The 12,868-nt window shown below is 59.1% G+C and carries 10 protein-coding genes, 1 other RNA gene and 2 pseudogenes; 8 read left to right on the top strand and 5 right to left on the bottom strand.

What is annotated here, in order from left to right; all coding sequences use genetic code 11:
* Positions 1-83 precede the first annotated feature (83 nt).
* Together ssrS and zapA are read right to left on the bottom strand one after the other, a co-directional pair.
* Positions 84-267, bottom strand: a non-coding RNA gene (gene ssrS, locus GO007_RS10255) — 6S RNA.
* A 41-nt stretch (positions 268-308) separates the two neighbouring features.
* On the bottom strand, positions 309-638 hold the full coding sequence (gene zapA, locus GO007_RS10250; protein ID WP_041147162.1) for a cell division protein ZapA: 330 nt from the start codon (positions 636-638) through the stop codon (positions 309-311).
* 166 nt (positions 639-804) lie between these two features.
* Between zapA and GO007_RS10245 the strand changes: the two genes are divergently transcribed.
* The 8 genes from GO007_RS10245 to GO007_RS10210 all read left to right on the top strand — a co-directional run bounded on the left by GO007_RS10245 (position 805) and on the right by GO007_RS10210 (position 10,876).
* On the top strand, positions 805-1,383 hold the full coding sequence (locus tag GO007_RS10245; RefSeq protein ID WP_143350159.1) for a YecA/YgfB family protein: 579 nt from the start codon (positions 805-807) through the stop codon (positions 1,381-1,383).
* Positions 1,384-1,406: 23 nt separating this feature from the next.
* The gene (gene pepP, locus GO007_RS10240) at positions 1,407-2,723 is read left to right on the top strand and encodes a Xaa-Pro aminopeptidase (RefSeq protein ID WP_095099251.1); all 1,317 of its coding nucleotides are present in this window, start codon (positions 1,407-1,409) and stop codon (positions 2,721-2,723) included.
* A complete protein-coding gene (gene ubiH / locus GO007_RS10235; RefSeq protein ID WP_095099248.1) occupies positions 2,720-3,892 on the top strand; it encodes a 2-octaprenyl-6-methoxyphenyl hydroxylase in 1,173 nt (390 codons plus the stop codon). Before pepP ends, ubiH begins: the two co-directional genes overlap by 4 nt.
* Positions 3,893-3,902: 10 nt before the next feature.
* Entirely contained in the window at positions 3,903-5,105 is a 1,203-nt protein-coding gene (gene ubiI / locus GO007_RS10230; RefSeq protein WP_095099245.1) for an FAD-dependent 2-octaprenylphenol hydroxylase, read from the top strand.
* A 424-nt stretch (positions 5,106-5,529) separates the two neighbouring features.
* The gene (gcvT, locus tag GO007_RS10225) at positions 5,530-6,624 is read left to right on the top strand and encodes a glycine cleavage system aminomethyltransferase GcvT (protein ID WP_095099242.1); all 1,095 of its coding nucleotides are present in this window, start codon (positions 5,530-5,532) and stop codon (positions 6,622-6,624) included.
* Positions 6,625-6,647: 23 nt separating this feature from the next.
* Positions 6,648-7,037, top strand: a complete 390-nt coding sequence (gene gcvH / locus GO007_RS10220; RefSeq protein WP_095099238.1) for a glycine cleavage system protein GcvH — start codon at positions 6,648-6,650, stop codon at positions 7,035-7,037.
* 161 nt (positions 7,038-7,198) lie between these two features.
* A complete protein-coding gene (gene gcvP, locus GO007_RS10215) occupies positions 7,199-10,072 on the top strand; it encodes an aminomethyl-transferring glycine dehydrogenase (protein WP_095099235.1) in 2,874 nt (957 codons plus the stop codon).
* 60 nt (positions 10,073-10,132) lie between these two features.
* Positions 10,133-10,876, top strand: a complete 744-nt coding sequence (locus GO007_RS10210; protein ID WP_095099233.1) for an SDR family oxidoreductase — start codon at positions 10,133-10,135, stop codon at positions 10,874-10,876.
* 56 nt (positions 10,877-10,932) lie between these two features.
* Here GO007_RS10210 and GO007_RS10205 read toward each other — a convergent pair.
* The 3 genes and pseudogenes from GO007_RS10205 to GO007_RS10195 all read right to left on the bottom strand — a co-directional run.
* Positions 10,933-11,130, bottom strand: a pseudogene (locus GO007_RS10205) (thioredoxin domain-containing protein); the annotation flags it as partial.
* Positions 11,120-11,206 (bottom strand): annotated as a pseudogene (locus GO007_RS10200) (copper resistance protein); the annotation flags it as partial. The pseudogenes GO007_RS10200 and GO007_RS10205, both read right to left, overlap by 11 nt.
* A gap of 130 nt (positions 11,207-11,336) precedes the next feature.
* Positions 11,337-12,770 carry a 6-phospho-beta-glucosidase gene (locus tag GO007_RS10195; RefSeq protein ID WP_095099227.1) on the bottom strand — a complete coding sequence of 478 codons (1,434 nt, stop codon included), beginning with the start codon at positions 12,768-12,770 and terminating at the stop codon, positions 11,337-11,339.
* Positions 12,771-12,868: the final 98 nt, after the last annotated feature.

Raw genomic sequence — 12,868 nt, 5'->3', positions numbered from 1 at the left:
CGGTTATGCATGTAGGCGTAGTGTAATACACAGAAGGTGAAATGCTGAAAGCGAAGTCGTGCGAAATGAAGCGCTAAAAGAAGGGAATCTCCGAGATGCCGCCGCAGGCTGTAACCCTTGAACCCTTGGTTCAAGGTGAATGCGTCGTCACAGTTTTAAGGCTTCTCGGACGAACCGAGCATGCTCACCAACCGTGGAGCGCCACATTCTTGTGGTATGAAATATCGGCTCAGGGGACTGGCCCGCTTGCAAACATCTCAGAGAAATTTTGTTCTTGCGATTACTCTAACACAGTTAATTGCAAAGTGTTATTCAAACTTCGGCCCGGTTCTTTCGCTTATGCGACCTTGCTCAAGCAACGCTTGTTCGATGGTCTGCTGAAGCATCCGAATACGCTGTTCCATACTGGAGGCGTAGTCGCGGGTTTTCGCTTTTTCCTGAGTTAACTCATAGCTGATGTTCAACGCGGCGATGAAGACCAGCTGCTCAGTATTTGTGACTCTAGTGCGTTCTTTTAAATCTTGCAACCGCTGATTCAGGTCGTCAGCTGCCTGACTCAAGGCATCCCTTTGTTCAGGCGGGCAATTCACGCGGAGTGAACGGCCAAAAATTTGGAGATCGACGGGTTGTGCAGACATGCCACCTTCCTGCTGATTGACTGCGCGGCCTTCACGCCCATACCCCGGGCTACGAAGGGGCGACACTATAGCTACCCTGATGCGAAGGTACAAGCCCTATTCTGGTTCACCAGGGTCCAAAGTGGTAGCATATCATGAATATTCCTCCCAACGATGACGAATGCGCATGTCTATACAGAACGAAATGCCTGGTTACCACGCCGTAGACCAGTTACTGAACCAACAGGGCGTGGGCTTAACCCCGGCCGAAATGCACGGTTTGATCAGCGGTATCCTGTGCGGCGGCAATAAAGACAGCAGCTGGCAGCCGCTGGTGCATGACCTGACTAACGAAGGTCTCGCGTTTGGCCACGAGCTGGCGCAGTCTCTGCGCAACATGCATTCCGCAACCAGCGACTCGCTGGAAGACGATGGCTTTCTGTTCCAGCTCTATCTGCCGGAAGGGGATAGCGTGACCGTATTTGAACGCGCCGATGCGCTGGCCGGTTGGGTTAACCACTTCCTGCTAGGCCTTGGGGTGACTCAGCCGAAGCTCGATAAAGTCAAAGATGAAACCGGCGAAGCTATCGACGATCTGCGCAACATTGCGCAACTGGGCTACGACGAAGACGAAGACCAGGAAGAGCTGGAGATGTCGTTAGAAGAGATTATCGAGTACGTACGCGTTGCCGCGCTGCTGTGCCATGAAACCTTCTCGCGCCAGCAGCCAACCGCACCAGAAGTACGCAAGCCGACACTACACTAATTACAATTTGTTGAGGGGGCGTCATGACACAGCAGGAATTTCTTTCTCGTCGCCAGGCTCTGTTAGCGCAGATGCAGCCAGGCAGCGCGGCGCTCATTTTCGCCGCGCCGGAAGCGGTACGCAGCGCAGATTCAGAATATCCCTACCGGCAGAACAGCGATTTTTGGTACTTCACAGGCTTCAATGAGCCTGAAGCCTTGCTGGTGTTGATTAAAAGCGACGAGACCCATAACCACAGCGTGCTGTTTAATCGCGTCCGCGATCTGACGGCGGAAATCTGGTTCGGCCGTCGCCTTGGGCAGGACGCCGCGCCCTCGAAGCTCGGCGTCGATCGCGCTCTGGCATTCAGCGAAATTAACCAGCAGCTATACCAGCTGCTGAACGGCCTTGACGCCATCTATTTTGCGCAGGGCGAATATGCCTACGCCGATAAAATCGTCTTCACGGCGCTGGAAAAGCTGCGTAAAGGCTCGCGCCAGAACCTGCAGGCGCCAAATTCCGTCATCGACTGGCGGCCGATAGTGCATGAGATGCGCCTGTTCAAATCGCCAGAAGAGCTTGATGTGCTGCGCCGCGCCGGAGAAATTTCCGCGCTGGCCCACACCCGGGCGATGGAAAAATGTCAGCCGGGGATGTACGAATATCAGCTGGAAGGCGAAATCCTTCATGAATTCAACCGCCACGGCGCCCGCTTCCCTTCCTATAACACCATCGTTGGCGGCGGTGACAACGGCTGCATTCTGCATTACACCGAAAACGAGTGCGAGCTGCGCGATGGCGATCTGGTGCTGATCGATGCCGGCTGCGAATACCGCGGCTATGCGGGCGATATCACGCGCACCTTCCCGGTGAACGGCAAATTTAGTCCGGCCCAGCGCGAGATTTATGACATTGTCCTCGAATCGCTGGAAACCGCGCTGACGCTCTATCGCCCGGGAACCTCTATTCAGGAGGTAAATCAGAAAGTCGTGCGGATAATGGTCGTCGGCCTGGTACGCCTCGGCATCCTTAAAGGGGATGTTGAAGAGCTGCTGGCTAACAATGCGCACCGCCCGTTCTTTATGCACGGCCTGAGCCACTGGCTGGGGCTGGACGTGCATGATGTCGGAAACTACGATGTCGACCGCTCGCGGGTTCTCGAACCGGGCATGGTGCTGACCGTTGAGCCGGGGCTGTATATTGCGACGGACGCCGACGTGCCGCCGCAGTATCGCGGTATCGGTATCCGCATCGAAGACGATATTGTGATAACCGCTGACGGCAATGAAAATCTGACCGCCGGAGTGGTGAAAAGCGCGGACGACATCGAAGCGCTGATGGCCGCGGCACAGCGATCATGAGCGTGCTGATCGTTGGCGGCGGAATGACCGGCGCGACCCTGGCCCTGGCTATCTCCCGGTTGACCGACGGCGCGCTGCCGGTTCATCTGGTGGAAGCGGCAGCGCCGGACTCTTCTCAGCATCCTGGATTTGACGCCAGGGCGATTGCGCTGGCGGCAGGAACCTGCCAGCAGCTGGCGCGCGTCGGTATCTGGCAGGAGATCGCCGACTGCGCGACGCCGATTCAGCGCGTGCACGTCAGCGACCGCGGCCACGCGGGGTTTGTCACTCTGGACGCGCAGGACTATGGCCTTGCGGCGTTGGGCCAGGTCGTCGAGCTGCACGACATCGGCCAGCGCCTGTTTGCGCAACTGCGCGATGCGCCGGGTATTACTTTGCACTGTCCGGCAAAAGTAGAAAACGTCAGCCGATGGGAGGAGGGCGTCAGCATCACGCTGGACAGCGGCGAAACGATCGACGGCAGGCTGCTGGTGGCGGCGGACGGATCGCGCTCGACGATCGGCGCCCGCTGCGGTATCAGCTGGCAGCAGCAGCCCTATCAACAGCTGGCGATTATTGCCAACGTTAGCACCGCTTTGCCCCACGAGGGGCGCGCCTTTGAGCGGTTTACCGAGCACGGTCCCCTGGCGATGCTGCCGATGTCGCAGGGCCGCTGCTCGCTGGTGTGGTGCCATCCTCAGTCACGGTATGACGACGTCCTGAGCTGGTCTGATGAACGTTTTTGCCACGAGCTGCAGCAGGCGTTTGGCTGGCGGCTGGGGCGTATTACCCACGCCGGGGCGCGCAGCGTTTATCCGCTGGCGCTAACCACCGCCACCAGCGCGGTTTCCCATCGCCTGGCGCTGGTCGGCAACGCGGCGCAGACGCTGCATCCCATTGCCGGGCAGGGGTTTAACCTTGGCCTGCGGGATGTGATGAGCCTGGCTGAAATTGTGGCCCAGGCCAGCGGCCGCGATCCCGGCGATTATGCTTTGCTTGACCAGTATCAGGCGCGGCGAGCGGATGATAAGTCCGCCACTATCGGCGTGACCGATGGCCTGGTTCATCTGTTTGCCAACCGCTGGGCGCCGCTGGTAGCGGGGCGTAACGTCGGCCTGATGGCGATGGAATTATTTACTCCGGCGCGCGATGCGCTGGCGCAGCGTACCCTCGGTTGGGTCCCCCGTTAAGGAGTTGAACGTGCAAAGTGTTGATGTGGCCATTGTGGGCGGTGGCATGGTGGGGCTGGCGGTGGCCTGCGGATTGCAGGGCAGCGGGCTGCGCGTAGCCGTACTTGAGCAGGCTGAACCACAGCCGTTGAGCGCCGATGCGCGGCCAGCGCTGCGGGTCTCAGCGATTAACGCCGCCAGCGAGAAGCTCCTGAGCAAGCTTGACGTCTGGCCAACAATTATCGCCCGGCGCGCCAGCTGCTATCACGGTATGGAAGTGTGGGATAAAGACAGCTTTGGCCGCATCAGCTTTGATGACCAGAGCCTGGGCTTCAGCCATCTCGGGCACATTATTGAAAATGCGGTCGTTCACCACGCGCTGTGGCAAAAGGCGCAGCGCTGTTCTGACGTCACGCTGCTGGCCCCGGCGCAGCTGCAGCAGGTCGCATGGGGTGAGAACGAAGCGTTTCTCAGCCTGCAGGACGGCAGCATGCTGACCGCCCGGCTGGTGGTCGGCGCCGACGGCGCCAACTCCTGGTTGCGCAACAAAGCCGATATTCCGCTGACGTTCTGGGACTATCGCCATCACGCGCTGGTGGCCACTATCCGTACCGCAGATCCGCATCAGGCTATTGCGCGCCAGGCCTTCCACGGCGACGGTATCCTCGCCTTCCTGCCGCTCAGCGATCCGCACCTGTGCTCTATCGTCTGGTCGCTATCGCCGCAGGAAGCGGAGCAGATGCAGCAGGCGGATGAGGCGACGTTTAATCAGGCGCTGAGTATTGCCTTCGATAACCGCCTTGGCCTGTGCCAGCTTGAGAGCGAGCGCGAAGTGTTCCCGCTCACCGGCCGCTATGCGCGCCAGTTTGCCGCCCATCGGCTGGCGCTGGTTGGCGATGCCGCTCACACCATCCACCCGCTGGCCGGGCAAGGGGTGAACCTGGGCTTTATGGATGCCGCAGAGCTTATCGATGAGATCCGGCGCCTGCATGCCCAGGGCAAGGATATTGGCCAGCATCTGTATCTACGTCGCTATGAGCGCAGCCGCAAGCACAGCGCCGCGCTGATGCTGGCGGGGATGCAGGGCTTTCGCGAAATGTTTGCCGGCAGCCATCCGGCGAAGAAGCTGCTGCGCGATATCGGTCTCAAGCTGGCCGATACGCTGCCGGGCGTGAAGCCGCAGCTGATCCGCCAGGCGATGGGGCTAAACGACCTTCCGGCCTGGTTACGTTAAGCGCGTCACACTTCTCTCTCCCGGCCCTCGCGCCGGGTTTCCCCCTCTCATTTGAAATAATCTAATCTCACCCGTTTTTTCGCATTAGTTTTATTAATGTCTCTCTTTTTTTGTGAAAGAAATCAGGCCCGTTTATTCGCATAAAATATCATCATCACCTGCTTAGTTCTTTTGTTATGTTAATTTTATGTGGCATAAATCGCTTTTTACCAGTCAATAATTCTGTAGAGTTTTCGGCGAGATTTGGTCATAAGCTAATGTGATGTCCTGATTTACCTTATGGTTTAACGCCGGTTTCGGTGGTAAGTTCAGGCCAAAGGTAACGTTTGCGTCGGCGCCAGCGAAGGGCGTCGATGCCGGATTTCGCGGGGCGAAATCGCCGCCAAAAAAAGTAGCTGGTTCCGTTTTATTCGACGAGGAAAAGATGGCTCAACAGACTCCGTTGTATGAACAACACACGCTGTGCGGCGCTCGCATGGTGGACTTCCACGGCTGGATGATGCCGCTGCACTATGGTTCCCAGATTGATGAGCACCACGCGGTGCGCCGCGATGCCGGCATGTTCGACGTCTCGCACATGACCATCGTCGACTTCCACGGTAGCCGGGTTCGCGAGTTCCTGCGCTATCTGCTGGCTAACGATGTGGCGAAACTCACCGTCCCGGGCAAGGCGCTGTACAGCGGAATGCTGACCGCTTCGGCGGGCGTTATCGATGACCTGATTGTCTATTTCCTGACGGAAGATTATTTCCGCCTTGTGGTTAACTCCGCGACGCGCGAAAAAGACCTCGCCTGGATCGGCGAGCAGGCTGAACCTTATGGCCTGGAGATAACCGTGCGCGACGATCTGGCGCTGATCGCCGTTCAGGGGCCGCAGGCGAAAGAGAAAGCCGCCACCCTGTTTAACGAGCAGCAGCGCCAGGCCGTCGCAGGCATGAAGCCGTTCTTTGGCGTGCAGGCGGGGGAGTTATTTATCGCCACCACCGGCTATACCGGCGAGGCGGGCTATGAGATTGCGCTGCCGAAAGAGCAGGCCGCAGATTTCTGGCGCAGCCTGCTGGACGCGGGCGTGAAGCCTTGCGGCCTCGGCGCTCGCGATACGCTGCGTCTGGAAGCCGGGATGAATTTGTACGGCCAGGAGATGGACGAAGGCGTCTCCCCGCTGTCGGCAAATATGGGCTGGACCATTGCCTGGGAACCTGCCGATCGCAACTTTATTGGTCGTGAGGCGCTGGAGCTGCAGCGTGAAAAAGGCACCGAGCAGCTGGTTGGCCTGGTGATGACCGAGAAGGGCGTGCTGCGCGGCGGTCTGCCGGTGCGCTTTACCGACGCTGACGGTAATCAGCAAGAGGGTATTATCACCAGCGGGACGTTCTCCCCTACGCTGGGCTACAGTATTGCACTGGCACGCGTACCGGCAGGCATCGGTGAAACGGCCGTTGTACAGATCCGCAACCGCGAAATGCCGGTAAAAGTGACTAAACCCGTTTTTGTTCGTAACGGCAAAGCCGTTGCGTGATTCCCCCTTTTGGAGATGAATTGATGAGCAACGTACCAGCAGAACTGAAATACAGTAAAGAACACGAATGGCTGCGCAAAGAAGCCGACGGCACCTACACCGTTGGCATCACCGAGCACGCGCAGGAGCTGCTTGGCGATATGGTTTTCGTCGATCTGCCGGAAGTCGGGACGGCCGTTGACGCCGGCGATGACTGCGCCGTTGCGGAATCGGTAAAAGCGGCCTCGGATATTTATGCCCCGATTAGCGGCGAGATCCTTGCGGTGAACGAAGAGCTGAACGACTCCCCGGAGCTGATTAACAGCGAACCGTACGCCGCTGGCTGGATTTTCAAAATCAAAGCCAGCGATGAAGCTCAGGTCGCGGCGCTGCTGGACGCGACGGCCTACGCCGCGCTGTTAGAAGACGAGTAAGTACCTCCATCCTTCACGCCGCAGGCTTTTGTCAGCACCAGGGGTGTCGCTGCCCGCCGCGTGAATGATTTTGCGTATTAAAGCCCGGCGAGCATTAGTGCTCCACCGGGCGAACCAGTCAGACAATTACGATTCACTGCACGTTTCAGGAACCATCGCTCATGACTCAGACTTTAGGTCAGCTTGAAAACCGCGGCGCCTTTATTGAACGTCACATCGGTCCGGATGCTCAGCAACAGCAGGAGATGCTGAAAACCGTTGGCGCCGATTCGCTTAACGCCCTGATTGGCCAGATTGTGCCGCAGGATATTCAGCTGGCAACGCCGCCTCAGGTCGGCGATGCGACGACGGAATTCGCCGCTCTCGCGGAACTGAAGGCGATCGCCGGGCGTAACAAGCGCTTTAAGTCTTACATCGGTATGGGCTACACCGCCGTGCAGCTGCCGCCGGTTATTCAGCGCAATATGCTGGAAAACCCGGGTTGGTATACCGCGTATACCCCTTATCAGCCGGAAGTGTCGCAGGGCCGCCTGGAATCGCTGCTGAACTTCCAGCAGGTCACGCTCGATCTGACCGGGCTGGATATCGCCTCCGCCTCGCTGCTGGATGAAGCAACCGCCGGCGCAGAAGCGATGGCGATGGCGAAGCGCGTCAGCAAGCTGAAGAACGCGAACCGCTTCTTTGTGGCTGCCGACGTGCATCCGCAAACGCTGGACGTGGTCCGCACTCGCGCGGAAACCTTCGGCTTTGATGTTATCGTCGATGACGCGGAAAAAGCGCTCGATCATCAGGACGTTTTCGGCGTGCTGCTGCAGCAGGTCGGTACTACCGGCGAAGTGCACGATTACTCAGGCCTGATTGCCGAGCTTAAAGCGCGCAAGGTCGTGGTGAGCGTCGCCGCCGACTTTATGGCGCTGGTGCTGCTGACCGCTCCGGGCAAGCAGGGGGCCGATATCGTCTTCGGTTCCGCCCAGCGTTTCGGCGTGCCGATGGGCTACGGCGGTCCGCACGCGGCCTTCTTTGCAGCAAAAGATGAATTCAAACGCTCCATGCCTGGCCGTATTATCGGCGTATCGAAAGATGCCGCCGGCAACACCGCGCTGCGCATGGCGATGCAGACCCGCGAGCAGCATATCCGCCGCGAGAAAGCGAACTCCAATATTTGTACTTCCCAGGTGCTGCTGGCCAACATCGCCAGCCTGTATGCGGTCTTCCACGGACCCGCTGGCCTGAAGCGTATCGCCAGCCGCATCCATCGCCTGACGGATATTCTGGCCGATGGCCTGCAGAAGAAAGGGCTCAAGCTGCGCCACGCGCACTACTTTGACACCCTGTGCGTCGACGTTGCCGACAAAGCCGCGGTGCTGGCGCGCGCCGAGGCGCTGGAAATTAACCTGCGCAGCGACATTCACAACGCGGTCGGTATCACCCTTGATGAAGCGACCACCCGCCAGGATGTGCTGAACCTGTTCCGCGCGATCCTTGGCGACGCGCACGGGCTGGATATCGATGCGCTGGACAAAGACGTGGCGCTCGACAGCCGTTCGATCCCTGCCAGCATGCTGCGCGACGATGCGATCCTGACCCACCCGGTATTTAATCGCTACCACAGCGAAACCGAGATGATGCGCTACATGCACTCGCTGGAGCGTAAAGATCTGGCGCTGAATCAGGCGATGATCCCGCTGGGCTCCTGCACCATGAAGCTTAACGCCGCGGCGGAAATGATCCCGATCACCTGGCCTGAGTTTGCCGAGCTGCACCCGTTCTGCCCGGCGGAACAGGCGGAAGGCTACCATCAGATGATCGCCCAGCTCTCCGACTGGCTGGTGAAGCTGACCGGCTATGACGCCGTCTGCATGCAGCCGAACTCCGGCGCGCAGGGGGAATATGCGGGCCTGCTGGCGATTCGCCACTACCACGAAAGCCGCAATGAAGGCCATCGCGATATCTGCCTGATCCCAAGCTCGGCGCACGGCACCAACCCGGCATCCGCGCAGATGGCAGGGATGCAGGTAGTGGTGGTAGCCTGTGATAAAAACGGCAACATCGATCTCGCGGATCTGCGCCTCAAGGCGGAGCAGGCGGGGGAAAATCTCTCCTGCATCATGGTGACCTACCCGTCAACGCACGGTGTTTACGAAGAGACCATCCGCGAAGTGTGCGAGATTGTGCACCGCTTCGGCGGCCAGGTTTACCTCGACGGCGCGAACATGAACGCTCAGGTGGGGATCACCTCTCCGGGCTTTATCGGCGCGGACGTGTCGCACCTCAACCTGCATAAAACCTTCTGCATCCCGCACGGCGGCGGCGGCCCGGGCATGGGCCCAATCGGCGTGAAGGCGCATCTGGCGCCGTTCGTGCCGGGCCACAGCGTGGTGCAAATTGAAGGCATGCTGACCCGTCAGGGCGCGGTTTCCGCGGCACCGTTCGGCAGCGCTTCTATTTTACCTATCAGCTGGATGTATATCCGCATGATGGGCGCGGAAGGGCTGAAGCAGGCCAGCCAGGTGGCGATCCTCAACGCTAACTACATTGCGACGCGCCTGAAAGAGGCTTTCCCGGTGCTCTATACCGGCCGCGACGGCCGCGTGGCGCACGAATGTATTCTGGATATTCGTCCGCTGAAGGAAGAGACCGGCATCAGCGAGCTGGATATTGCCAAGCGTCTGATCGACTTTGGTTTCCATGCGCCGACGATGTCCTTCCCGGTGGCCGGTACGCTGATGGTTGAGCCGACCGAATCGGAAAGCAAAGTTGAGCTGGACCGTTTTATCGAGGCGATGCTGGCGATCCGCGGCGAAATCGATCGCGTGAAAGCGGGCGAGTGGCCGCTGGCGGATAACCCGCTGGTGAACGCCCCGCACACCCAGGGCGAGCTGGTTGCTGAGTGGAGCCATCCGTACACCCGCGAGCTGGCGGTGTTCCCGGCAGGCCTGGCGAATAAATACTGGCCGACGGTGAAGCGTCTGGACGATGTTTACGGCGATCGTAACCTGTTCTGCTCCTGCGTTCCGCTGAGCGAATATCAGTAATTAGCTGATTAGACTATCTTTTAAAGGCGCTGCGGCGCCTTTATTTTTTGGGAGAATGCGATGACGGTAGCACTGATTAGCGGCGCGAGCCGCGGAATTGGCAGGGCGACGGCGCTGCTGTTGGCGCAGGAAGGCTATACCGTGGCGGTGAATTATCATCACAACGTGAGCGCGGCGACGGAAGTGGTGAATGAGATTATTGCCCAGGGCGGCAAGGCTATCGCGCTGCGCGCGGATATCAGCGACGAAGCGCAGGTGATGGCGATGTTTGCCGGCATCGACCGCCTTGGCGAACCCCTGGGCGCGCTGGTGAATAATGCCGGTATTCTGTTTACGCAGAGTTCTGTTGAAGACCTGACCGCCGAGCGGATTAATCGGGTGCTGAGCACCAACGTCACCGGCTATTTCCTCTGCTGTCGCGAGGCGGTGAAGCGGATGTCGCACCGTCACGGCGGCAAGGGCGGGGCCATCGTCAACGTCTCTTCGGCGGCGGCGCGTCTGGGCTCACCGGGGGAATACGTTGATTACGCCGCGTCGAAAGGGGCGGTCGATACGCTGACCACCGGCCTGTCGCTGGAGGTGGCGGCGCAGGGCATTCGCGTTAACGGCGTGCGTCCGGGGTTTATCTATACCGACATGCACGCCTCCGGCGGCGAGCCGGGGCGCGTGGAGCGGGTGAAAGCGGCGCTGCCGATGCAGCGCGGCGGGCAGCCGGAAGAGGTCGCCCAGGCGATCGCCTGGCTGCTGAGCGATAAAGCTTCCTACGTGACCGGCAGCTTCCTTGAGCTGGCCGGAGGAAAATAACCTCCGGCCAGTGCGCAATACGGGCGGCGGCCTGCGCTTTGCCCGGGTTCATGAGGTTATGACGCCAGCCATAGCCGCAGGCGCACTCCCCAGCCGCTGCTCCAGCCGGTGGCGATGGATTTCACCTCGCCGCGAGAAATCACCTCCAGGGCTGGCGTGACCTGTACGTCCCGCTGGCCTGAAAGCCGCCCGTCGGGGTCGTTAACCGTCGGCAGCGCCATTTTTTTGCGTGCCAGCCACCTCTCCAGCCCCACCATACGCTGCGCATACCAGCACCACCAGACAGGCAAGGACTACAAGAAGAATGGCTTTTCGCTGTCGCTTAATCATGATCGCCTCAGTTATTCACATGGCCTATCTTCGCGGGTGGAAGCGTTTTGGCAATGCGAAGCTGTAAAGACGTGTCCGGGCGGGGGGGACTCCTCTCCCGGCAGGGGAGAGGAGGAGGCAGAGCATGAAATCAGAGCTTTTCGCCGTTGCTGGCAATCACTTCTTTATACCAGTTGAAGCTCTTCTTACGCGAGCGGGACATATCGCCGGTACCGTCATCGTGCTTATTGACGTAGATAAAGCCGTAGCGCTTGCTGTACTGGCCGGTAGTGAAGGAGACGCAATCGATGCAGCCCCACGGGGTGTAGCCCATCAGCTCGACGCCATCGTAAGTGACCGCTTTTATCATCTCTTCAACGTGGGCGCGCAGGTAGTCGATGCGGTAGTCATCGTTGATGCTGCCGTCCTCTTCTACCTTGTCATAGGCGCCAAAGCCGTTTTCAACGATAAACAGCGGCTTCTGATAGCGTTCGTACAGCTCGCACAGCGAGTAGCGCAGGCCCACCGGGTCAATCTGCCAGCCCCAGTCGGAGGCCTTAACGTGCGGGTTCGGTACGCTGCCTTCAAAGCCGGAAATGGCATCGCCGCTGCCGCCTTCGGCCTTCACCGCGTTGGTCATGTAGTAGCTGAAGCCGAGGTAGTCGCAGGTGCCTTCGCGCAGGATCTGCTCATCGCCCTCTTCCATCCTGATGCTGAAGCCGCGTCGCTCCCACTCGTTCAGCACGTAGGTTGGGTAGTAGCCGCGCAGCTGCACGTCGGTGAAGACGTAGCGTTCGCGCATCGACTCCTGAGCGAACATCACGTCTTCCGGCTTGCAGGAGAACGGGTAGAGGGCGACCATCGCCAGCATGCAGCCAACCTGCATCTCCGGGTTGATGCGTCGCGCCGCCTTCACCGCCAGCGCGCTGGCCACGAACTGATGGTGCAGCACCTGGTACATGGTCTCTTCCGGGTTTTCATGCTCGGTATAGACCACGCCTGAGCAGCAGTAGCCGAACAGCGGCGCACGCCAGTTACGCTGGTTGTTGATCTCGTTAAAGGTCATCCAGTATTTCACTTTGTGCTTATAGCGCTCGAAGACCACTTCGGCAAAGCGCACGAAGAAATCGACGACTTTACGGTTCGTCCAGCCGCCGTACTGCTGCACGAGGTGCAGGGGCATTTCAAAGTGGGAGAGGGTGATAACCGGTTCGATGTTGTACTTCAGCAGCTCATCGAACATGTCGTCATAGAATTTCAGCCCCTCTTCGTTCGGCTGAGTTTCGTCGCCGAGCGGGAAGATGCGGGTCCAGGCGATGGAGGTGCGGAAACATTTGAAACCCATCTCGGCGAACAGCTTGATGTCTTCTTTGTAGCGGCCGTGGAAATCAATGGCTTCGTGGTTCGGGTAATATTTACCCGGCTCTACCTGGTGGGTAATCTCGCGCGGCACGCCGTGGGCGCCGCCGGTCAGCACGTCGCAAATGCTCGGGCCTTTGCCGTCTTTATTCCAGCCGCCTTCCACCTGGTGCGCCGCGACCGCGCCGCCCCATAAAAAATCTTTCGCTAAGGGTATTTTTTTCATTGTTGCTAATCTCGTCTGATGTTTCGTTGTTTTCGAGTCTAGCAAAGAGCATATAAATGTCACGATATAACAATTTCCTGCGCCTGGAATATGTTACA

It is taken from the genome of Klebsiella sp. 10-1, assembly GCF_009758445.1.
Classification (GTDB): domain Bacteria; phylum Pseudomonadota; class Gammaproteobacteria; order Enterobacterales; family Enterobacteriaceae; genus Klebsiella; species Klebsiella scottii.
This window is presented reverse-complemented; position numbering and strand designations above follow the sequence as displayed.

Coding starts and splice junctions, on each gene's coding strand:
- zapA (WP_041147162.1), bottom strand. CDS start 638: ATGTCTGCACAACCCGTCGATCTCCAAATTTTTGGCCGTTCACTCCGC.
- GO007_RS10245 (WP_143350159.1), top strand. CDS start 805: ATGTCTATACAGAACGAAATGCCTGGTTACCACGCCGTAGACCAGTTA.
- pepP (WP_095099251.1), top strand. CDS start 1,407: ATGACACAGCAGGAATTTCTTTCTCGTCGCCAGGCTCTGTTAGCGCAG.
- ubiH (WP_095099248.1), top strand. CDS start 2,720: ATGAGCGTGCTGATCGTTGGCGGCGGAATGACCGGCGCGACCCTGGCC.
- gcvT (WP_095099242.1), top strand. CDS start 5,530: ATGGCTCAACAGACTCCGTTGTATGAACAACACACGCTGTGCGGCGCT.
- gcvH (WP_095099238.1), top strand. CDS start 6,648: ATGAGCAACGTACCAGCAGAACTGAAATACAGTAAAGAACACGAATGG.
- gcvP (WP_095099235.1), top strand. CDS start 7,199: ATGACTCAGACTTTAGGTCAGCTTGAAAACCGCGGCGCCTTTATTGAA.
- GO007_RS10210 (WP_095099233.1), top strand. CDS start 10,133: ATGACGGTAGCACTGATTAGCGGCGCGAGCCGCGGAATTGGCAGGGCG.
- GO007_RS10195 (WP_095099227.1), bottom strand. CDS start 12,770: ATGAAAAAAATACCCTTAGCGAAAGATTTTTTATGGGGCGGCGCGGTC.